We start from the raw sequence: 23,337 nt of genomic DNA on the forward strand, positions 1-23,337 counted from the left end.
CATATATCTACGCATTTCACCGCTACACATGGAATTCCACTCTCCTCTTCTGCACTCAAGTCTCCCAGTTTCCAATGACCCTCCCCGGTTGAGCCGGGGGCTTTCACATCAGACTTAAGAAACCGCCTGCGCTCGCTTTACGCCCAATAAATCCGGACAACGCTTGCCACCTACGTATTACCGCGGCTGCTGGCACGTAGTTAGCCGTGGCTTTCTGGTTAGATACCGTCAAGGGATGAACAGTTACTCTCATCCTTGTTCTTCTCTAACAACAGAGTTTTACGATCCGAAAACCTTCTTCACTCACGCGGCGTTGCTCGGTCAGACTTTCGTCCATTGCCGAAGATTCCCTACTGCTGCCTCCCGTAGGAGTTTGGGCCGTGTCTCAGTCCCAATGTGGCCGATCACCCTCTCAGGTCGGCTATGCATCGTGGCCTTGGTGAGCCGTTACCTCACCAACTAGCTAATGCACCGCGGGTCCATCCATCAGCGACACCCGAAAGCGTCTTTCAAATCAAAATCATGCGATTTCGATTGTTATACGGTATTAGCACCTGTTTCCAAGTGTTATCCCCTTCTGATGGGCAGGTTACCCACGTGTTACTCACCCGTTCGCCACTCTTCTTTTTCCGGTGGAGCAAGCTCCGGTGGAAAAAGAAGCGTACGACTTGCATGTATTAGGCACGCCGCCAGCGTTCGTCCTGAGCCAGGATCAAACTCTCATAAAAAGTTCGAACAATCTTACGATTGTTAAGCTCAATTTGTTTGCTAGCATATTGCTTGCTTGTTAAAAATGTTTGTTGTCTTGAATTGAATCAAGACGCCCTACACATTTGGTTTGTCTTACTTTGTTCAGTTTTCAAAGGTCTACTTCATCGGAAATGTTTTTCCGATTTGTTTTGGCTGCCGTAGCAACTTTTATATCATACCAGAGCGGCAAGTGATTGTCAACTCTTTTTTAAAAGTTTTTTTCGATTTCGTTTTTTGAAATCTTTCAGCAACTCATTTATCATAACTCATCGTTTGTTATTTGTCAACAACTTTTTTGAAGTTTTTTTCGATAGAATCAAGCTTCGCAAGCTGTTCTTTTTTAACGACTCAGTTATCTTATCATGCCGTTAGCAACATGTCAACAACTTTTTTGTTATGTTTTTGAAGAAATATTTCCTTCTGTCTTTTGGACAAGTAATAATATACCAACTAAATTTATCTTGGTCAACGAATTTTTTGTATTTTTTCAAGTTTTTTTCAATAAGCGATTATTCATTACTTTTCTTTCTTTATCGTTCGCTTTCGGCTCCATTAATGTCTGCAATATTTGATAACAGCTTTTGAACATTCGTTATTGTTTGTTGCTTTCTACATAGCAAAAGCTGCCTAAGGAGTCCCCTAGACAGCTTTTATTTGATTATCTCATTGTTGGGAATAGTAGAACGTCCCGAATGGATTGAGCGTCAGTTAGCAGCATCACTAATCTGTCAATCCCGATACCTAGACCACCAGTTGGCGGCATACCGTATTCTAATGCTTCCAAGAAGTCTTCGTCTACACCGTGAGCTTCATCGTTCCCTAGTTCACGTTCTTTTTCTTGTGCTTCAAATCGTTCTCTTTGATCAATTGGATCGTTTAGTTCTGTAAAGGCATTAGCAAATTCGCGTCCTACGATAAACAGTTCGAATCGGTCTGTGAATCGAGGATCTTCTGGATTTTTCTTCGCTAAAGGCGAAACTTCGACTGGATGTCCGTAAACAAATGTCGGTTGTGTCAACGTTTCTTCAACAAACGTTTCAAAGAATTCATTGATAACATGTCCGACTCCCATCGCTTCTGTTACTTCTACGTTATGCTTTTCAGCTAAGGCTAATGCTTCTTCCAATGTCATTTCTTTCCAGAAATCTACACCAGTTTGTTCTTTGATCGCATCTACCATATGGATACGTTTAAAGTCGCTTTCTAAGTCAACAGCTTGTCCATCATATGTGATTTTCGCTGTCCCTAGTACTTTTTCAGCTGCGTTACGGATAATACCTTCTGTCAGATTCATTACATCATTGAAATCAGTATATGCTGTGTATGCTTCTAACATCGTAAATTCTGGATTATGCGTAGTGTCAATCCCTTCATTACGGAAAACACGACCGATTTCATAAACTTTTTCCATTCCGCCGACAATTAGTCGTTTCAAATGAAGTTCCAACGCAATACGCAAATATAAATCAATATCCAGTGCATTATGGTGTGTGATGAATGGACGAGCAGCGGCTCCACCTGCCTCATTATGCAATACTGGCGTTTCTACTTCAATATAGCCATTGCCATCTAAATAACGACGGATCTCGCTGATAATTTGGCTTCGTTTCATAAATCGGTCAAAGCTTTCGCGATTACTGATCAAATCCAAGTAGCGTTGTCTGTAGCGTTGTTCAATATTCGTCAAGCCATGGTATTTATCTGGCAGCGGACGAAGTGCTTTTGACAAAATCGTGATTTCTGAAGCTTTGATAGAAACTTCGCCTGTGTCTGTTTTCATGATTTGTCCAGTTACACCAAAGAAATCTCCAAGGTCTGCATGTTTAAATACTTCATAGGCTTCATCACCTACTTGGTCTTTTCTTACATAAATTTGAATTTGGCCTTCTCGATCTTGTAGATGCGCAAATCCAGCTTTTCCTTTTCCTCGGCGAGTCATCATACGACCAGCTACACTAGCGGTCAATCCCATCTCTGCTAGTTCTTCTTTTGTTCTTGGATCAAATAGTTCATGCAATTCTTCTGAGTTATGTGTGCGTTCAAATCTTTTCCCAAATGGATCGATTCCATCTTCACGCAATTGTTCCATTTTTTGACGACGTACAAGCATTTGATCATTTAAATCTTCTACTTGATGTTGTTGTTCCTGTGTCACAAAAGTTCCTCCATTCTCATGTTAATCTCTTTCCTATAATGCCAATGAAACACAAAAAAAGCAAGCCGAACTTGGAATTTCAGCTTGAAAATTCACGAAAAACTTAGAAATCACAACGTTTGTTTCAATAGTACTTTTTCTGCTTTTTCTACAAATTGATCCAGCAGACCATTGATTTCTTGCTGATTTTCTGTCTGATTGATTGCTACTTTCACTTTTGCTGCTCGAGGAATCCCTTTTAAATAATAAGCCGCATGTGTTCTGAATTCTCTACATGCTACTTTTTCTCCTTTAAGATCTGCTAAGCGTTGTAAATGAAGTTTAGCTGTAGCAATCTTTTCGGCTGGTGTTGGCTCAGGAATCAGTTCTCCTGTCTCTAGATAATGCTGTGTACGATGAATCATCCATGGGTTTCCCAAAGCTGCCCGGCCAATCATCACACCGTCTGCACCAACATAATCAAGCATCCGTTTTGCATCTTCGGGTGTTTTGACATCCCCGTTCCCCATAAATGGGATGGTGAGATGTTTTTTTACTTCTTTTAATATTTCCCAATCTGCTTTTCCCTCATACATCTGAACCCGCGTACGCCCGTGCATAGCGATGGCACTTGCTCCAGCTGATTGTGCTGCTAATGCATTTTCTACAGCAAAGACGTGTTCTTCATCCCAGCCGATACGCATCTTGACCGTTACAGGGATATCCACTGCTGAAGAAACAGCTTGGACCATTTCGTATACTTTCTCAGGATCTAAAAGCCACTTTGCCCCTGCTTCTGCTTTGATCACTTTGTTTACTGGACAGCCCATATTGATGTCTATTATATCTGCAGCTGTGTTTTCTTCGACAAATTGAGCAGCTTCAACTAGGCTGTCTTTGTTCCCGCCAAATATCTGTAAACTTAATGGATGTTCTGTTTCTTCAATGTGGAGCATCTCTAAAGTTTTTTTGTTTCTGAAATGGATACCTTGGTCACTGATCATTTCACATACGACTAAGCCTGCACCAAATTCTTTGACAGTGACTCGAAATGCTGAATTTGTTATTCCAGCCATCGGCGCAACAACGACACGATTAGGGATTTCAACATTGCCGATTTTCCATTTGTGTTCCACTTAAATTCCTCCTAAGGCTTCTTTCTTCAATCCAGCTAATTCTTCTTCACTATACTTGTATTTATTGTTACAGAAAGAGCATACCGCTTCTGCTCCATGATCTTCATCTATCATTGCTTGGATTTCTTCTGCACCTAGCGCAATAATTGCTTCTGCAAATTTTTCTTTCGAACAGTCACATTTGAATTGAACAGGCATTTTTTCTAAAACGTTCAGCTCTTCTGTATCAAGCAATCCCTTCAATATTTCCTCTGGTGTCTGTCCTTCATCTAAGAGAGTAGAGATTCTTGGTGTTGTTTTTAATTGTTCCTCAATCTTGCTGATTGTTTCTTCATCGGCACCTGGCATGATTTGAATCATGAATCCACCTGCTGTCTTGATACTGTCATCAGTATTGACCAGTACACTTAGTCCAACAGCTGAAGGAATTTGTTCTGAGATAGCGAGATAGTAAGTAAAATCTTCAGCGATTTCTCCAGAAACAATTGGCGTTTGTCCAGAAAAAGGCTCTTTTAATCCTAAATCTTTTGTGACAGTAAACATCCCTTGTGTCCCAACTGCTCCTCGCACATCGATTTTACCTTCACTATTCAAAGGAAGGCTGAGATGCGGATTTTTGATGTAGCCTTTCACATCTCCCTTCCCATTTGCATCTACTACGATTCCTGCTGCTGGACCATCGCCTTGGATTCGAACAGTTAGTTTATCTTCTCCTTTAAGTGTTGCACCAAGCAGCAGACTGCCCACTAATGTTCGTCCTAAAGCAGCTGAGGACGTATGCCAAGTATCATGACGTCTTTGTGCCTCCGCTACGGTATTTGTTGCTTGAACGGCGTATGCTCGTACGAATCCGTCGTGAGCAAGTGCCTTAACCAGATAATCTTTCATTTGTTATGTACTCCTTTTTCCGTTTTTAAACTCATAGTGAATCATACTAGCAACTCCTGCTTTTTTCAACTTTGGAATGCTTCTTTTAAAAATAATTCAGAATCATCTAGATAACAGGACATCATCCTATTTACATCTTAAATAAAGAAATCTCCCGAAAACCGGTTTTTGTTCCGGTTTTCGGGAGTCCTATCAGATCAATTGACCTATATTTTTTTATTTGTATTGATCGTCTGAATGATTATCTTCTGATCGTTGAGAATCTGAATCATGTTCTGCTTTATTTTCCTCATGCAGCTCATGTTTTGCTTCTTCAAAATCACGTTTTTCTTCTGCTTGTTTTTCAGCGTCTTTTTCTTCCAAAGCACGTTTTGCTTCTTCAAAAGTTTTCGCTTCTTTTTCGCTTGGATAATCATTTGACTCAGTACCTTCAGGCATCACACCGTGTTCGAATAACGATTTGATTGCTTTGGCATCCAATGTTTCGAATTCCAGAAGTTTTTCAGCAATCAATTTATGCTGTGCACGATGAGCTTCGATGATTTCATGAGCTTTGGCATGAGCTTCCATCAAAATCTTGCGTACTTCTTGATCAATTTCGAAAGCAACTTGTTCAGAGTAAGCTTTTGTTTGACCGTAGTCGCGGCCAACGAACACTTGATGATTTCCTTCATATTGAACGGGACCTAAACGATCGCTCATTCCATATTCTGTCACCATGCTTCGTGCTAAAGCTGTCGCTTGTTCAAAGTCATTGGAAGCCCCAGTTGATTGGACATTGAAGATGATTTCTTCAGCTGTACGTCCACCAAGCAAGCCTACGATTTGTTCAAACATATCTTCTTTTGTCATCAAGAACTGATCTTCTTTTGGTAAAGCGATCATATATCCACCGGCGCGTCCGCGAGGGATAATCGTTACTTTGTGGACGACCCGAGCGCGACTTAACACTAATCCGACAATCGTATGACCAGCTTCGTGATAAGCAACCATTTCGCGTTCTTTTTTGCTGATTACACGGTCTTTTTTAGCTGGACCTGCAATCACGCGATCTTCCGCTTCATCGATATCAGAAGCATCGATTTTCTTTTTATTTCTTCTAGCAGCTACTAGCGCCGCTTCATTCAAGACGTTTTCCAAATCTGCTCCGGCAAACCCTGGAGTCTGTTGAGCAACAACTTTCAAGTCAACATCATCGGCCATCGGTTTATTCCGTGCATGGACGCGCAAGATTGCTTCACGTCCTTTTACATCTGGACGGCCAACTAAAATTTGACGGTCAAAACGGCCGGGACGTAGTAACGCTGGATCTAGTACGTCAGAACGGTTAGTTGCAGCAATGACGATTACTCCTTCATTTCCGTCGAAACCATCCATTTCTACAAGCAATTGGTTCAATGTTTGTTCGCGTTCATCATGTCCGCCGCCCATACCGGCACCACGTTGACGACCTACTGCATCAATTTCATCGATGAAAATGATAGCCGGTGCGTTTTTCTTCGCTGTTTCAAACAAATCACGAACACGGCTTGCTCCGACGCCGACAAACATTTCTACGAAATCAGAACCTGAGATCGAATAAAATGGTACGCCAGCTTCTCCGGCAACAGCTTTTGCTAACAAGGTTTTACCTGTTCCTGGAGGTCCTTCTAAAAGTACACCTGCCGGGATACGGGCACCTAATTCAACAAATCGGCGAGGATCTTTCAGAAATTCAACAACTTCAACTAGTTCTTGTTTTTCTTCTTCCGCACCCGCTACATCAGAAAAACGTACGCGATTAGCTTTTTTGTCTGCTTCTTTGGCTTTTGATTTACCAAAGTTCATGACACGGCCGCCACCGCCACCACCACCGCCTTGTTGTCCCATCATCATGTAGAAGAAAAAGATGATGATCACGATCGGCAAGAAGCTAAGCAATAACGAAACCCATACGCCGCTGCTTGATTCTTCTTTTACTGTTGTAGCAACTTTGTTTTCTTTTGCCAGTTCTGTTACTTGGCTCAATGTTGTATCATTTGGCAAAATGATTGTTGTGAAATGGGTAGTAGTCGTATCTGTTGAACCCAAGATAGCTAACCCGCCGCTGTTAGCGACTGTCTGCTGTTCCTTGTATTCACCAGTGATCTTATATACACCATTTGCAGGCTGCACTTCAAACTCTTTGATTTTGCCTGCTTGTAGTTGTTCTGTGAATTTTGAGTACTCGATATCTGACGATCGCTGGCCGTTATTACCAAAAATGAAATAAACGACCATTACCATCGCTAAGATTACGAGGACATAATACAAGGCATTTTTCATCATGCCATTGTTCTTTTTGTTCATAGTTGCCCTCCCTAAGCGTCAATTTAATTTAACAGTTTTTTATCAATCCTGACCATTCTATTGTACCATAATTTAATTGAGATACAGCATTAATTTGATTGATAAACAGTAGGTTTCAATACACCGATGTACGGAAGGTTACGATATGCTTCTGCATAATCCAAGCCATAACCGACAACAAATTCATTTGGTACGTTGAACCCAACATAATCTGCTTCGATGTTTACTACTCTTCCTTCGGGTTTGTCAAGCAGTGTAACGATTTTGACTGATTTTGCTTTGCGGTATTTGAAAAGATCCACTAAATAAGCAAGTGTTCTTCCGCTGTCAATGATATCTTCAACGATCAACAGATCGCGACCTTCTACATTTGTATCCAAGTCTTTGACGATTTTTACTTCCCCTGACGAGACTGTTGCATTCCCGTAGCTTGAAACATCCATGAAATCCAATTCCAAATACGTATCGATAGAACGAACGATATCTGCCATGAATGGTACCGCTCCTTTTAAGACACCTACTACTAGGGGATTGGTGTTTTGGTAAATTTCTGTTAACTCTTTGCCTAGTTCTTTGCAACGAACTTGTATCTCTTCTTGTGAGATCAAAATTCTCTCAATATCCTTTTCCAACATCAGGTTCTCCTTCCAATTGCTTCTTTTTGATATTTGTAAAGAAGTATGTAGTGTATTTTATCAGTTTCTTCACGAATACTCAAATATGAAAAGGCAAAAGGTATCAGGCTATATATATTTCTTTTGGCATCTGTAATGATCCAAGCATGCTGCCTTTGTGAATTAGGTACTTTCTGATCGATAAAATATCTAGATACTTTTTTTGTAAGTTTCTCCGTTAATTGAATACGGTCTCCTGCTTTTCTTTTTTCGACATATAGTTGCACATCGGCGGGAACCCAAATGTCATGAGAAAACAGAGACCATGAATCTGTTGTTTTGATGTCCTCTGAATGTTCAGGTTTGACCAGACCAATCCATTCTGTTTCGTTCAACTGTATCCCTTGTTCTGGAATAAGCAACAAGCGCTGATCTTCTGTCTGAGCAGTGGCTTGTTTTTCTTTTTTAGCGAGTATAACAAAATGATACTCTCTTTTCAGTACCCAGTTGTTGCCGATGCTAAGCTGCCATTGACTTTTTTTCTGTTGCCACTGATCTAAAATCGATGTCATTTGCTGCTCTTTCAAAATGACCCCTGTTTCTGAGAATACTTTGTCGAAGAAGGAGTGGAAAAAATAGTATCGTTCCGCTTCTTCCATTTTTTCTATCATTTCTGCTGAAAATTGAAATCGATCCTTTAACTGTTCGACTTCCTTTTCGATTAACTGCCCCATACATTTTTGAATGACTTGGTCTGCCCATTGAATCTGTTGCGAAAACTGTTGAAAATGTCTCATCACCTGGGTGTTTTCTTGTTTTAATTGAGGAACAACCAAATGGCGAAGCCGATTTCTTTGGACATCTAATAATTGGTTCGTCTGATCCTCAAAGTAAACAAGCTGTGATTCTGCTGCATAAGCATATAATTCTTCTTTACTGAAACTCAGCAATGGACGAACAAGTCTGCCCGTAGCAAATGGTTGTACTCCTTTGATTCCAGAAAAAGTACTTAACTGTCCTCCACGAATGATTTTCATCAACACCGTCTCGATTTGATCATCTCCATGATGAGCAGTCATCAACGTATCATATTGTCCTTCTTCCATCACTCGAGTGAATGCTTGATAACGAAAGTTACGAGCTGCTGTTTCTATGGCCGTTTTGGCCGGATTTTCCCAAACACTTACATATAAAGGTAGATTCTTCTTTTCACAATATGAGCGAAGATAAGCAGCTTCTTCTGCTGATTCTTCTCTCAATTGGTGATTGATATGGACGACGCCCAAAGAAAAACCGATTTGGCGTTGCGCTTGCAAAAGCAAATGGAGCAAAACCATCGAATCAACCCCACCTGATACCGCTGCTAAAATCCTTGATTCTTTTTGCCAGAATCCTTGTTCATTTCCGTGCCGAATAAATGACTGCTGCAATAGCGGTACTTTTTTACCGTCTTTTTCAACGTTCATTCTTTCCACACCCTTTCTTCCTAAAAAAAGAGAGCGGGAAAACGTCTAAAACGACAATTAACCTGCCCTCTGTTGATACTTTGACTAAAATAGTCGCATCATCATTATTTTCAGCTTTATTAGCTGCGGCGTCCGCCACGGCCACCGCGTTTTCCTTCTGTGTTTCGCTTCAATGAAGATAAGCGGTCATCGCTATCTTTCAAAAATGAACTCATCAATGAATCGAAGTCTTCTTTTTGAGCTGAAGGCTGACTGCGAGAAAAAGATTTTTTCTGTGCTGGACGATTGCGGTTGTCACGGGAATCTTTTTGTTGAAATTTTTTAGGACGGCTTTCTTCTCCAGATTCTACAGGTTGTTCCTGCGCTTTGCGGATAGATAGTCCGATTTTCCCATCATCATTTACTGAAATAACTTTGACTGTTACTTCATCTCCTACACTTAAAACATCATGGATGTCTTTTACATATCCATTTGACACTTCGCTAATATGAACTAGACCCGTTTTTCCAGCACCTAGATCAATAAACGCACCAAAATTTGTAATTCCTGATACTTTTCCTTGCAGTTTTGCTCCTACCTCGATTGACATAAAAAAAATGTTCCTCCTAATTATTTCCCTTTTTTATATTCCTGCTTATTTTGCAGTTGTAGAACTAGTTGATTGATCTGTTTCATTTGTCGAGCTGTCTGTGTTTGATTCTAATATAGGATAAACTTTTTCACCGTCTTTTGAGTAAAAGAATTTGCTTCTGGCAAGTTTAGCTACATATTCATCATCTTTCAGCAATGAAACATCTTGGTGCAGCTGATCAACGTCTGCGTTGACTTCTTTCATTTCAGTATTTGCTTCGACTCTCAATTCGTTCAATTGATGCATCCTTTGCATATCATGGAAAATCTGCACACCTATTATCGCGAAAATGACCAAAGCACCAACAAAAATTGCAGCCAGTCTGCGTCTTCGAAAAATCAGTTGTCGTTGTTGTTGCTGAAATTCAGCATACTTTTTCTTTGCATATTCCGTATCTAGCGCAGCGATTTTATTGCTTTTTTTCGTCACTTGGATTCGCTCCAATCTTTTTTGATTGTCTTTCTCATTATACCAATATCATGAAAGCTTGTCTAATCTATTTCTCTAGTGTTTCTGTGCGATTTTCAGAAATAATTTCGTACATTTTTTGTGCATCTTCTTTTTTGGTCGATTCATGTAATTCCGTAATTTTTACTTCCAACGTTTTATTGCCGAACTGGACTTTCAAAATGTCGCCTACTTTGACGTCACTGGAAGATTTCGCCAATTTTCCGTTGATTTGGATCCTTCCTTTATCAGCCACTTCTTTTGCTACTGATCGTCTTTTGATGATTCGGGATATTTTTAAAAATTTGTCTAATCGCATATCTTATTCCTCACTTTTTGATTTTTTTGTTTAATCGTAGAATTTTCTTACCAAATGGCAACATGAGCCACTCTCTTACTGTAAACAGACGGAGACGAATCACTGCATAAATGAACACAGATGCGCCAATCCCAACGCCTATCACACTGACAAAAAAAGCAGTGGAACGATGAGTTACAGGACCAAACACTATATTCAACACACCATAATACAGAAGCAGGACTGCTGTCATACAAAGAAGGCTGATAATCAACTTCCGCCCAAAATGTCGTTCTTTCCAAAAAGCATTTAGCTCTTTTGTTTCGATTCGGACAAAATACCAAAGCGTCACACCTAATCCTAAAAGGGTAGACAGGCTTGCTCCGGCTGTTCCTAATAAACCAGTTAGAAAAGAAGTAGTCAATCCTTTTACCAAGAGCCCCCATCCTGCTCCTTTTAAAGAAGGGCGAAAAGAGTTCTTGCTTTGAGCAATACTTTGATAGGCTTGGATGACTGCAGTAAAAGCAATGGAAAAAACAAACAATACAAGCGCTGCATTTCCTGCATAATCTTTAAACAACGCATAATTGATATAAGGAAGCAGTAAGGCTAATCCCAAAGATGCAGCTAATGCCAAAGCGGTCGTCAATCTAAGATAGATTTTGGCTGTCTGTAAAAACTGACGATAGATCCGGTTGGTCAAATGACGGGTCAATGCAGGCAGAAATGTCGCACTTAATGCGGTGGCGATCACTAAACCTAATTGAACCAAAGGCTGCCCTCGATCATAGACCCCTTTTGCTATCTTCGCACCATATTCCGATAGACCGTAAACTTCCAAAGCATTTTTTACAAAGAAAGAGTCGATCAGCTGAAAAAAGATGAGTAATCCGCTATAAATCGAAACCAGACCGCCTTCTACTAGAAAGCGCCGGATCAAAGATTTTGGTGGCTGTTTGAATAATGGGAACCGGCGGAAGCTTAATACTCCTCCATGAATCTTTTGTTCATAGTAGTGAAGGATCCCATATGCGCATAACCCGCCAAAAACGGCTCCACTCATCGCTGCCGTCCCCGTTTGGTACACCGTCCATCCGAGCTTTCTAAAAGCAAACGCACTACAGACGATTACAGAAACACGAACGAGCTGTTCAACAACTTGAGAAACTGCCGTTGGTTCCATCAAAAATCTTCCTTGAAAATTCCCTCGATAAAAAGATAAACCAGGCATCAGCAAAAAGGTAAAAGAAACTACTTGGATCAGTGGTTTCAATTGTATATCCCCCATCATCCAAGCAATCCAACTGCTAAATGAAAAGACAAACAACCACAGAAAGACACCTGTCCAAAACACCAAGGGATAAAGACTTTGCAAAGCTTGCTTTCGCTCGAAAGGATTCTTTCTTTCTGCAACGTACTTTGATATGAACTGCGGAAGACCTGATAAAGCTAAAGTCATTGCTATCCCATAAATTGGATAAACTTGCTGATAAACATAAAAACCTTCGTCGCCGACTAAGTTTTGGAGAGGAATTCGGTAAAGGGCACTTAATACTTTTGCTATGAAAGAAGCAATCGTCAGTACAAATGCTCCTTGCATGACGCGCCGCATTTCTTTATGATCCAAATCGTTGCTCCTTCCTACGCTGACAGATATTTTTGCTCACGCAATGCTTTGACAAACTTTTGGATTTCCTGAAGCCACACTGCTTCTTCCATTTGGTTTGGAATCGTCAAGCGTATTACCATCTGTTCTTTTTCAACGCCTAGACTGGCTTTTAGTTTCGTCGCCGTTAGTGCTTCGAATAATTGTTCCACGCTGTAGCGTTTCGTTCCAACTTTGCTTAGAGTAAAGACGATATGCGGCTCCTGTTTCCTTATCGTTTCCAAGAGCGCTCGATCGCCATCCATTTTAATCTGTCCGATTGTCAGGAGGTGTGCTACTTCTTCTGGGTATTCTCCAAAACGGTCGAGCAGATCATCTTCCAGTTCATCTAGCATTTCTTGCGAATCAAGTTCACGAATTCGTTTATAGATCTCGATTTTCTGCCGCTGATCTGCCACGTATGTTTCAGGTAGATACGCGTCAACACCGAGGTCGATCTCAACAGTGGTCTTCTCCACTTGACTATTCTTTCCTTGTTTACGAGACACTGCTTCGCTCAGCATTTGAGAATACATATCAAAACCGACTGCATCAATAAATCCATGTTGCTGAGCACCTAAGAGATTACCTGCACCGCGAATGGAAAGATCACGCATCGCAATTTTGAATCCAGATCCCAGTTCTGTAAAATCTTTGATTGCCTGAAGACGCTTTTCACTGACTTCATTAAGGATCTTCTGCTGCTCATACATAAAGTAAGCATATGCGACGCGGCTACTTCTTCCTACCCGTCCGCGTAATTGATATAACGTGGATAAACCCATATAATCAGCGTTCTCAACAAACAATGTATTTGCGTTCGGGATATCTACTCCTGTTTCAATGATGGTCGTAGTGACAAGAACATCATACTGACCTTCAATAAATTCAAAGAGCGTATTTTCTAATTGCGCCTCTGTCATTTGTCCATGAGCATAGCCGATCCGCGCTTCCGGAACGAGTTCTTGGATTTCTTCTACTTTTTGTTCGATCGTTTCTACTCGATTATATAAATAGAATACTTGTCCACCACGTCCCATTTCTCGATGGATTGCTTCGCGGATAGCCCCAGGATTTTTTTCCATAACATATGTTTGGATCGGATAACGATTCGCAGGCGGTGTTTCGATTACTGAAAGATCCCGCACGCCTAGCATCGACATATGCAAAGTTCTCGGAATCGGTGTTGCTGTCAGAGTCAAAACATCCACTTGTGCACGTAACTGTTTCAATCGTTCTTTATGTTTTACACCAAAACGTTGTTCTTCGTCAATAATCAATAAACCCAAATCGCTAAATTCAATATCTTTTGACAAGATTCGATGGGTTCCCACAACAATATCAACTTGACCTGTGCGCAGTTGTTCGATGGTTTCTTTTTGTTGCTTTCTTGTTCTGAAACGACTTAATAGCCCGATATTTACGGGGAAACCTTCAAATCTTTCCAGCATCGTTTCATAGTGCTGCTGTGCCAAGATCGTTGTTGGAACTAAAAAGGCTACTTGTTTGCTTTCCTTTATCGCTTTAAAGGCCGCTCGAAGCGCTACTTCTGTTTTCCCATAACCAACATCACCTACGAGTAGTCGATCCATTGGTTTTTCTTTTTCCATATCCCGCTTGATCTCCGCTGCACTTCTCAACTGGTCGTCTGTTTCAGAATAAGGGAAAGCATTTTCGAATTCTTTTTGGTAGGCGTCATCAGGACCAAAAGCATATCCTTTTTCTGATTCTCTTGCTGCGTATAATTTGATTAAATCGTCAGCGATATCTTCGATTTTCGAAGATACTTTTCGTTTAGTTTTCGTCCATTCACTTCCGCCTAGCTTATTGATGCGAGGTGCTTTGGCTTCCGAGGCGACATATTTTTGGATCAGATTCAGTTGAGTAACAGGAATAAACAGTTTGTCGTCGTTTTGATACAAAATAGTCATATAGTCTTGGTGAACGCCATCTACTTCTAGCGTTTCCATCCCAATGTATTTCCCGATACCATGATTGGCATGGACAACGTAATCTCCTGCTTTTAACTCATTGTAGCTTTTCAATCGCTCTGCGTTTGTTACTGTTTGACGTCTCGTTTGTTTTTTCGTCGTTTTTTGGAAAATTTCTTTTTCTGTGATAGCTACTATTTTTTCTTGAGGAAGTTCAAAACCAGCCTGCAAAGCTCCTTCAACTAATTGTACCTGTCCTCTGATCAATGCATTTTTTTCTGTTTCTACTACTAATATATCTTCATCTCGAAGCATTTGTTCTGCTTTACGTATTCTGTCCTTTGTCGGAATAAAGATCACAACAGTCTGTTTTTGCTTGCGCCAACGATCCATTTCTGTTTTCAGCAATGGCATTTGTCCGAAGAACTGTTGCATCGTCCGATATTGAAAATTATGGATTGCTTGGAAACGAAGATTTCCCATCCCTTTTTGGAAGAGTGAGAAAAAGGTTGTAGTAAATTTTTCCTTTTGAACGATTCTTTGTACATCTGCTGAAAATGACTGCTCAGAAAAAACCCGCAATTCGCTGATTTTTTGAGTATGCCATTCTGCCGCTTCCCTTTCGATTTCCCGATTTGTTTCCATGATCCGCTGGTAATCATCAACGACTAGTAGACTATTTGAAGGAAAATAATCCAAGATTGTTACAAATTCTTGGTAAAGAAGATCTGAGTAGAATTTTGCTTCTTCTGTCGGGATACCTGCTTGCCAGCTTGAAGTCAGCTGACCGAAGTAATCTCGTAAAAACTCGCGGTCTGCTTCTTCTGTGGTCGCAGCAAGCCGTTTTTCTAGCATTTTTTGCATTTGCTCTATTCCATGTTCCAGATCCTCTGGTCCATAGACTTGTTCACTCGTTGGAGAAACCCAGATTTCTTCCGTTTTTTCGATTGAACGTTGTGTTTCTGCTTCAAAATACCGCATAGAATCTATCTCTACATCAAATAATTCTACACGAATAGGATAGTTTGTTGTTAATGGGTAAATATCGACGATGCTTCCTCGAATACTGAATTCTCCGGGTTTTGCGACCATTTCTTCTCGTACATAGCCCATCAAAGTCAATTGGCGAGGAAGATTTTCCACATCTATCTCATCACCAACATGCCAATTCAATTGCGCCTGTAGCCAAGTTTTCTTATTCGGCAGTCGCTTGTGCAAAGCTGCGACTGGCAACAAATAGATACCTGCTTTTTTTTCTTGAAGTGCGTTGAGCGTTGCGACTCTCTCGCCTCGCGCTTCTGGAGAAGAAAAGGCCATTTCAGCAGAAAGCACTTCATCCACTGGAAATAAATGGATCTGATCCTGCGGAATCACATGTTGCAGATCTTCTGCTAACTGATTGGCATAATACAAATTTGGCATCAGAATGATCATATTTTTATTTGTTTTCTTAAATGCTCGAGCAAATAGAAGCGTCTTCGCTGAGCCAGCTAATCCTGTGATTAGTTGTCTAGGCATTTTTTCTTCTAAATTGCTGATCCATTCTTTTACTTGCGGATCTTTTCCGACTAATTGAATGATATCCATTCCTTTTCCTCCTTTCTCAATTGAATTGATTCATCGCATCCACGAACGAATGCCCTTCTATGAGATATTCGACTGCTTTAACAGATTGAAATATGCTTTCTTCTATCAAAGGCTGGTTTTCTTTGCTGAAAGGACTAAGCACATGTTGGACCACTGTTTTTTTTCCTTCTGGTCTGCCGATTCCCACCTTGATTCGATCAAAGACATTCGTATTCAAATGGGAAATGATACTTTTGATACCATTATGCCCGCCGGCACTCCCCTTTTGACGGAGCCGGATCTTTCCTACTGCCAGATCCAAATCATCGTAGATGACGACTAATTCTTCTGGATAAATCCCAAAATAAGTCATTAACGGTCCGACTGCACGACCAGATTCATTCATAAATGTCTGTGGTTTGACTAGAAGGATCTTTTCTCCATTATGAAAAAATTCGGCAACTTCTGCTTCGAATGGATTTTTTTTGAAAGCAGCTTGATGTTCGCGTGCAATTTGATCCACGACCATAAAGCCGATATTGTGTTTAGTATATTGGTATTTGGTACCTGGGTTTCCTAACCCGACAATCATTTTCATTTTTGTTTTTCCACCTAATTCTAAAAACAGCACAAAAGGCTGGACTGCTAATTAGCGGTCCAGTCCATCGAGCTTTTTTTCTTTTTTATACTGTCAATGTATAGTATAACACAAAACAAAGCGTTTCGGCTAAAAGAGAATCGTTAATAAATGATAAAGAAATTAAAAATTTCTTCAAAGTTTAATGAAATAATTGAATTATAAAAATAGTGAAATAACACACATGTAAGCTTTTACATATGATACAACCTTGTTATCTGTTATATTTTATAGCCAAATAGCGTGACATGGGGCTTGAGAAATGTTAGCATAAGCATGGGAAAAAACAAATCAATGGAAGGATTGATACTAAATGACTGCAGCTGCAGAAAAAAAAGATCATCAAAAAGTTATTCTTGTTGGAGACGGCGCCGTAGGTTCTAGCTATGCCTTTGCTCTAGTTACTCAAAATATTGCTCAAGAAGTAGGTATCGTGGATATCAATACTGCTAAAACTGAAGGAGACGCAATTGACTTGTCTCACGCTTTGGCATTTACTTCACCTAAAAAAATCTACTCTGCTACTTACGCAGACGCACATGATGCTGACTTAGTTGTTATTACAGCTGGCGCACCACAAAAACCAGGTGAAACTCGTTTAGACTTAGTAAACAAAAACCTAAAAATCAACCGCGATGTTGTCACACAAATCGTTGAATCAGGATTTAACGGTATCTTTTTAGTTGCCGCTAACCCAGTAGATATTTTGACTTACTCAACTTGGAAATTCTCAGGTTTCCCTAAAGAACGCGTTATCGGTTCAGGTACGTCTCTTGACTCTGCTCGTTTCCGTCAAGCACTTGCGGAATTAGTTGACGTTGATGCGCGTAACGTCCATGCTTACATCTTAGGTGAACACGGAGATTCAGAATTCCCAGTTTGGTCACATGCAAATGTTGCCGGCTTGCAAATCTATGAATGGGTGAAAAACAACCCAGAAATCGATGAAGAAGCTATGGTTAACCTATTCTTCGGCGTACGTGACGCTGCTTACACAATTATCGAGAAAAAAGGTGCTACTTTCTATGGTATCGCAGTAGCATTAGCACGTATCACTCGTGCCATCTTAGATGATGAAAATGCTGTTCTTCCTTTATCAGTCTTCATGAATGGCGAATATGGATTGAACGACATCTACATTGGTGCACCTGCTGTTATCAACCGTCAAGGTATCCAAAAAGTAATCGAAATTCCTTTAAGCGACAGCGAACAAGACCGTATGGCTGCTTCTGCTAAACAATTAAAAGAAATTCTAGATGAAGCTTTTGCTAAACTAGACGCTGAATAATCTTTGAATATGACGGAAAACATCTAAACGGTGTTTTCCGTTTTTTTATTTTATCACTCTTATGGTTTCTAAATTTTTTCATAAAGAAGAGATAACCTTCGTCTTTTCGTCTAAATTATGCTATCATGAGACCGTTCCACCCTAAACTTTTACTTAAGGAGTTGTCGATATGACAAGATCTTCGCATCGAAAAAAATCGAAACATGTTGCTTTGCTTTCAGCTCTTGGTGTTCTCTTGGTGCTGATTAGCTTTTATACCTATCGCAGTACATACTACACAAAGCATTTTTTGCCGAATACGGAAATCAACGGAATAAATGTCAGCAATCTAACAGTCGAAAAAGCAAATGAAAAATTAAAAGAAGCTTATTCCGATAAAAAATTAGCTATTAAAGAAGATGGAAAAGTCTGGCAGGAAGTACCAAAATCTGAGCTCGGCTATAAAGATGATTTCACTTCTGAGCTTTCTCCGATCCTAAATGAACAAAACGGATGGACTTGGGGAATGACTTATGTTTCAGCAGCTGAAAAACAAGAAATCGATCCTATCAGTCAAGACCACCAGAAACTGGATACTACCGTTCAGACATTGACAACTAAACTGACTGATCTGAATAAAGACCGGACACCTACAACTGATGCAACAATTGAAAAATCAGGCGACTCTTTTGTTATCAAGCCTGAAGTCAATGGAAATACCATCAACGTCGATGCTGCGGTCAAACAAGTAAAAAGTGCAGTAAATTCCGGTAAAGATACGATTGAATTAACTGAGTTCAAAGAAAAACCAAAAGTAACCTCCGGAGACAGTTCACTGAAAGAACAGCTCGAATCCATGAATGCTATCGCAAAAGTAAAAGCTACTTACAGTATAAACGGGGAGACTTTCCAGATCCCATCAAGTGATATCATGAGCTGGCTGACCTACGACGGAAAAGTCGATTTAGATACAGAACAAGTACGTCAATATGTAACAGATTTAGGCACAAAGTATAACACAAGTACGAATGACACAAAATTTAAAAGTACAAAAAGAGGAGAAGTTACAGTCCCAGTTGGCACTTACAGCTGGACGATCCAAACAGATAGCGAGACAGAAGCGCTGAAAAAAGCTATTCTGACAGGCCAAGACTTTACTCGTTCTCCGATTGTGCAAGGTGGCACAACCGCTGATCATCCATTGATCGAAGATACGTATATCGAAGTTGATCTAGAGAACCAGCATATGTGGTATTATAAAGACGGAAAAGTAGCCCTTGAAACAGATATCGTTTCCGGAAAGCCATCTACACCTACACCTGCTGGGGTCTTCTATGTTTGGAATAAAGAAGAAGATGCAACTTTAAAAGGAACAAATGACGACGGAACACCTTACGAGAGTCCAGTAAATTACTGGATGCCGATTGACTGGACAGGTGTTGGTATCCACGATTCTGACTGGCAACCTGAATACGGCGGAGATTTATGGAAAACCCGCGGTTCACATGGCTGTATCAACACTCCGCCAAGTGTAATGAAGGAATTATTCGGGATGGTCGAAAAAGGAACACCTGTATTGGTCTTCTAACAAAAAAGAATTGATAAAAAGAACGCACCTGTACGAATCGTACAGGTGCGTTCTTACTTATTATCTCAACTATGCACTTGCTTACATTTCAGCAGCAGTAAAGACTTCTGAGACATCATCATCGTCTTCTAGCTTATCTACTAGACGTTCCAATTGCTCCCGTTGTTCCTCATTTAAATCGATCGTCGTTTGTGGGATCATCGTCAATTCTGCTTGCGCTAAAGTGAACTCTTTTTCCAGCTCATCTCGTACAGCAGCAAAATCTTCTGGTGCAGTATAAATCTCGAACACTTCAGGAGAAGTTTGCAGATCTTCTGCCCCCGCCTCTAATACATCTTCAAACATCGTCTCTTCATCAACAGCCAACCCATCGCGTTCAATGACGATATACCCTTTACGATCAAACAAGTAACTGACTGAACCCGTTTCTCCCAGTGACCCACCGTTTCGAGTAAAAGCTACTCGGACATTTGTCGCTGTCCGATTACGGTTATCCGTCAATGCATGGACTAAGATTCCTACTCCACCCGGACCATATCCTTCATACGTGATTTCATCGTAATTTGTTTCATCTACGGCACTGGTAGCCTTTTTAATCGCCCGTTCTACATTGTCGTTTGGCATATTTGCAGCTTTTGCTTTGTCCACAACAAGCCGCAGAGCTGGGTTCATGGATGGATCAGGACCGCCTGCTTTAGCTGCCATATAGATTTCACGAGAAAGTTTCTGAAAGACTTTTCCTCGTTTCGCATCTTGGGCATTTTTTCTTCCTTGGATATTATGCCACTTACTATGTCCTGACATGATTTTTCCTCCCTTGTTCTTTTGAGAATACACTTCTATTCTAGTACTATTTCACAAAAAAACAAAGCCACAGCCAATCTATAAACGCTTCTTGAATGTCGCAAAAAGCACACATAATACCACAGCAGTCAGAGCACCGATCGAATCCAGCATGACATCTTGGAACATAGGTGTTCGTCCACCGGTCAACATCTGATGGAATTCGTCCAAACCTGCGTACCCTGTTGCTGAAAGCCAAGCAAGGATCGCTGTCAGCCACCAAATTTTTAGTTTAGGGAAAACACCTAAAAACAAGCTGCCACCCAAAACAAAATAAGTACCAAAATGTGCGCCTTTTCTTAAAAAGAACTCTACAAATTTGGCGTAGCCCAGATGGTCGATACTCACGATACTTCCACCATAATTAAAACGTATACCTGCTAATGTGTCCTTAAATGGCTGATTAGGAAGCCAGCTTTCTAATCGCGAAACTTGTGATTGCTGTCCGTAAGTTTGAGAAGAACTGTAAAATAAGATGGCAACGACTATAAGTGCGATCACTAAATAAATATTTCCGTTTTTCAGTTGTTTTTTTGAAGAATTCATAAGTCACCTCTGTATTTATCTTAGACTTTTTTTGAAGAAACAACAATCATTTTCATAGAGACTTCTTCTATAAAAAAGTGCTATACTTAATTTTGTATTACAATATGAAGGGAGTTTTTTCATGAGTTATTCATTAAATTGGGATCTAGATTCTATTTTCCCCGGAGGAAGTCATTCTGATGCTTTGAACCAACGGATGAAGCAATTGGAAGACCAAACGAACGAATATTATCAACGTGTAACAAAATGGTCACCTAGTTCTGACAATGCAGAGCAGCTAAACGCGATTCTTCAATTGCAAGAAACGATTACGAACGGCTTTACCCAATGCAACAGCTATATTACTGCATTGCTTTCTGCCAATGTCAATGATTCAGATGCAAAGATCTTATCAGGGAAGCTTTACGCCATACTTCCTCTTCTACAATCAGCCGAAACAGTATTGTCGAAGAAATTTGCAGAAATATCTGACAATGATTGGAATCAGATGCTTTCCCAGGGTTCGTTTGAAACAATTGCGTTTCGTTTAAACGAGATCCGTCGTGACGGTTCACAATTATTATCAGAAGCTGAAGAGAACATTATCAACACGCTCTCATTAGATGGTCTAAATGCTTGGAGCAGTCATTATGATACGATTGTAGCCAGCATATCGATTCCCTTCGAACAAGATGGTCAAGTAGTCGAATTATCTGCTGGCCAAGCCTTCAATAAGATGATGGGCGATCGAGATCCAAAAATCAGAGAAGCACTTTTCGCAGCATGGGAAAAAGCATGGAAAGAAAAGGCCCCCCTCTTCACAGATACTTTGAATCATTTAGATGGTTTCAGACTTTCTAACTATGAACTCCATGGCATCACGGATTTTCTGCAAAAACCATTAGAATACAACCGTTTGAAAAAAGAAACATTGTCTGTCATGTGGGAGACGATCCAAAAAAACAAACAACCCCTTGTTGATTACTTGACTAGAAAAGCCAATCTTTTCGGTAAAGAAAAAATGGAATGGCAGGATCAAGATGCACCTATTATTTTAGGCGATTTGAAAGAAAAAACCTTTAGTTTTGACGAAGCAGCTGCATTTATTATCGAAAACTTTAATAAATTCAGTCCAAAAATGGCTAAATTCGCACAATCTGCTTTTGAAAAGAGCTGGATTGAAGCAGAAGATCGTCCTGGAAAACGTCCTGGTGGTTATTGTACTGAGTTACCAGAAACAAAAGAATCGAGGATCTTTATGACCTACAGCAATTCTGTTAATGAGGTTGCGACACTTGCTCATGAATTGGGTCATGCTTTCCATAGCAGCACGATGTGGGACTTACCTTCTTTAAATCGTGAATACGCAATGAATGTCGCAGAAACAGCAAGTACATTCGCAGAACTGATCGTAGCCGATGCTACATTAAAAGCCGCAAAAACAAAAGAAGAAAAAATCAATTTGCTAGATACAAAACTGCAAAATGCTTTAGCTATGTTCATGAATATCCATTCTCGATTCATTTTTGAGAATCGATTCTATGAAGCACGGCAAGAAGGATTAGTCTCAGAAGATAAGATCACAGAGATGATGGTTGAAGCACAAAAAGAAGGCTACCAAGGAGCTTTAGCCACTTATCATCCATATTTCTGGGCTGCAAAATTACATTTCTTTATTGATGACGTACCGTTTTATAACTTCCCATACACCTTTGGCTACCTGTTTAGTTTAGGCATTTATGCTTACGCTAATCAAAAAGGGGCAAATTTCGAAGAAGAATATATCCATTTACTACGTGATACTGCTTCAATGACGACGGAAGATCTTGCAAAGAAACATTTGAATGTTGATCTCACTCAACCAGATTTTTGGCAAGCAGGTATCGATATGGTGATGGAAGATATCCAAACGTTCATGGAATTGACAGAAGAATTCATCTGATTTCTATTTTCTCTCAATAAAAAAGAGTTAGTCCAGAAAAGGACTAACTCTTTTTGATTAATCATTCTTACATGCTGACAGCAAAGTCAGGTGCAAACCATTGAACTGAACCAACTTTTACGCTTTCGCCTGGTTGAGGAGCATGGATATATTGTCCTCCGCCTAAAGCAATCGCTACGTGGTAAGTTCCGCCTGGTGAACCCCAGAATAATAAGTCTCCAGCTTTTGCTTGAGAAACTGAGATTTTTGTTCCAGCTGATTCTTGAGGAACTGTCCAACCACCAATGTCACGACCAGTTACTTGCAAGTAAACATAGCGTGTGAATCCTGAGCAGTCAAATCCACTTGGATCTTTACCGCCCCAAACATATGGAGTACCAATATATTTGTAAGCTTCTGCTACGATTGCTGCACCATTCACACTTCCAGAAGGCGTTGGTGTTGGTGTTGTATTAGTTGTGTTATTAGTTGCATTGCTACCAGTACTGTTCCCAGGATCAACACTTTGATCTGTTGATGGTGTTGTAGGCGCAGGTGTTGTTGATTCTTCTGTTGAAGTTTCAGGTACAGTTGTTGACTCTTCTGTTGTTGAAGATTCTGGTACAGTTGTTGATTCTTCTGTTGTTGAAGATTCAGGCACTGTTGTTGATTCTTCTGTTGTTGAAGATTCAGGCGCTGTTGTTGATTCTTCTGTTGTTGA

At 40.3% G+C, this 23,337-nt stretch carries 18 protein-coding genes and 1 rRNA gene; 3 read left to right on the forward strand and 16 right to left on the reverse strand.

Features of this window, described 5'->3' with window-relative positions:
* The 13 genes from A5849_RS00005 to pth all read right to left on the reverse strand — a co-directional run.
* Window positions 1–728 (reverse strand): 16S ribosomal RNA (locus A5849_RS00005); the annotation flags it as partial.
* 680 nt (window positions 729–1,408) lie between these two features.
* Window positions 1,409–2,905 carry a lysine--tRNA ligase gene (gene lysS / locus A5849_RS00015; RefSeq protein ID WP_002310399.1) on the reverse strand — a complete coding sequence of 499 codons (1,497 nt, stop codon included), beginning with the start codon at window positions 2,903–2,905 and terminating at the stop codon, window positions 1,409–1,411.
* A gap of 110 nt (window positions 2,906–3,015) precedes the next feature.
* On the reverse strand, window positions 3,016–4,020 hold the full coding sequence (gene dusB / locus A5849_RS00020; protein ID WP_002310400.1) for a tRNA dihydrouridine synthase DusB: 1,005 nt from the start codon (window positions 4,018–4,020) through the stop codon (window positions 3,016–3,018).
* Window positions 4,021–4,908, reverse strand: coding sequence for an Hsp33 family molecular chaperone HslO (gene hslO, locus A5849_RS00025; protein ID WP_002310401.1), 888 nt, complete (start codon window positions 4,906–4,908; stop codon window positions 4,021–4,023). It abuts the gene before it with no gap.
* 216 nt (window positions 4,909–5,124) lie between these two features.
* Complete coding sequence (gene ftsH / locus A5849_RS00030; protein ID WP_002310402.1) at window positions 5,125–7,236, reverse strand: ATP-dependent zinc metalloprotease FtsH; 2,112 nt, start codon at window positions 7,234–7,236, stop codon at window positions 5,125–5,127.
* A gap of 89 nt (window positions 7,237–7,325) precedes the next feature.
* On the reverse strand, window positions 7,326–7,871 hold the full coding sequence (gene hpt / locus A5849_RS00035; RefSeq protein WP_002310403.1) for a hypoxanthine phosphoribosyltransferase: 546 nt from the start codon (window positions 7,869–7,871) through the stop codon (window positions 7,326–7,328).
* Window positions 7,871–9,316: a tRNA lysidine(34) synthetase TilS gene (gene tilS / locus A5849_RS00040; RefSeq protein ID WP_002314340.1), complete on the reverse strand. Its 1,446-nt coding sequence runs from the start codon at window positions 9,314–9,316 to the stop codon at window positions 7,871–7,873. The genes hpt and tilS overlap by 1 nt, the downstream gene beginning before the upstream one ends.
* 119 nt (window positions 9,317–9,435) lie before the next feature.
* Window positions 9,436–9,906 carry a S1 domain-containing RNA-binding protein gene (locus tag A5849_RS00045; RefSeq protein ID WP_002290937.1) on the reverse strand — a complete coding sequence of 157 codons (471 nt, stop codon included), beginning with the start codon at window positions 9,904–9,906 and terminating at the stop codon, window positions 9,436–9,438.
* Window positions 9,907–9,951: 45 nt separating this feature from the next.
* Window positions 9,952–10,377, reverse strand: a complete 426-nt coding sequence (locus A5849_RS00050; RefSeq protein WP_002287409.1) for a septum formation initiator family protein — start codon at window positions 10,375–10,377, stop codon at window positions 9,952–9,954.
* A gap of 67 nt (window positions 10,378–10,444) precedes the next feature.
* A complete protein-coding gene (locus tag A5849_RS00055) occupies window positions 10,445–10,714 on the reverse strand; it encodes an RNA-binding S4 domain-containing protein (RefSeq protein WP_002287407.1) in 270 nt (89 codons plus the stop codon).
* A gap of 10 nt (window positions 10,715–10,724) precedes the next feature.
* Window positions 10,725–12,320, reverse strand: coding sequence for a polysaccharide biosynthesis protein (locus A5849_RS00060; RefSeq protein WP_002310406.1), 1,596 nt, complete (start codon window positions 12,318–12,320; stop codon window positions 10,725–10,727).
* Window positions 12,321–12,334: 14 nt separating this feature from the next.
* Complete coding sequence (mfd, locus tag A5849_RS00065; protein WP_086309873.1) at window positions 12,335–15,856, reverse strand: transcription-repair coupling factor; 3,522 nt, start codon at window positions 15,854–15,856, stop codon at window positions 12,335–12,337.
* Window positions 15,857–15,872: 16 nt separating this feature from the next.
* Complete coding sequence (gene pth / locus A5849_RS00070; protein WP_002310408.1) at window positions 15,873–16,433, reverse strand: aminoacyl-tRNA hydrolase; 561 nt, start codon at window positions 16,431–16,433, stop codon at window positions 15,873–15,875.
* A 352-nt stretch (window positions 16,434–16,785) separates the two neighbouring features.
* On the opposite strand from pth, the gene A5849_RS00080 reads away from it, so the two are divergent.
* Both A5849_RS00080 and A5849_RS00085 read left to right on the forward strand, forming a co-directional pair.
* Window positions 16,786–17,760 carry an L-lactate dehydrogenase gene (locus A5849_RS00080; RefSeq protein WP_002287399.1) on the forward strand — a complete coding sequence of 325 codons (975 nt, stop codon included), beginning with the start codon at window positions 16,786–16,788 and terminating at the stop codon, window positions 17,758–17,760.
* A gap of 169 nt (window positions 17,761–17,929) precedes the next feature.
* Window positions 17,930–19,327 carry a L,D-transpeptidase family protein gene (locus A5849_RS00085; RefSeq protein ID WP_002316851.1) on the forward strand — a complete coding sequence of 466 codons (1,398 nt, stop codon included), beginning with the start codon at window positions 17,930–17,932 and terminating at the stop codon, window positions 19,325–19,327.
* A gap of 81 nt (window positions 19,328–19,408) precedes the next feature.
* Here the strand turns inward: A5849_RS00085 and A5849_RS00090 are convergent, their stop codons facing one another.
* Both A5849_RS00090 and A5849_RS00095 read right to left on the reverse strand, forming a co-directional pair.
* Entirely contained in the window at window positions 19,409–20,131 is a 723-nt protein-coding gene (locus tag A5849_RS00090) for a YebC/PmpR family DNA-binding transcriptional regulator (RefSeq protein WP_002290927.1), read from the reverse strand.
* Window positions 20,132–20,209: 78 nt separating this feature from the next.
* Window positions 20,210–20,716, reverse strand: coding sequence for a VanZ family protein (locus tag A5849_RS00095; protein ID WP_002310414.1), 507 nt, complete (start codon window positions 20,714–20,716; stop codon window positions 20,210–20,212).
* Between the two features lie 121 nt (window positions 20,717–20,837).
* Between A5849_RS00095 and A5849_RS00100 the strand changes: the two genes are divergently transcribed.
* Complete coding sequence (locus A5849_RS00100; RefSeq protein ID WP_002345659.1) at window positions 20,838–22,637, forward strand: M3 family oligoendopeptidase; 1,800 nt, start codon at window positions 20,838–20,840, stop codon at window positions 22,635–22,637.
* Between the two features lie 67 nt (window positions 22,638–22,704).
* Here the strand turns inward: A5849_RS00100 and A5849_RS00105 are convergent.
* The coding region (locus tag A5849_RS00105) for a C40 family peptidase (RefSeq protein WP_143353358.1) at window positions 22,705–23,337 on the reverse strand (633 nt) is incomplete at its 5' end.

The organism is Enterococcus sp. 10F3_DIV0382 (genome assembly GCF_002140245.1).
In the GTDB taxonomy this organism is placed as follows: domain Bacteria; phylum Bacillota; class Bacilli; order Lactobacillales; family Enterococcaceae; genus Enterococcus_B; species Enterococcus_B lactis.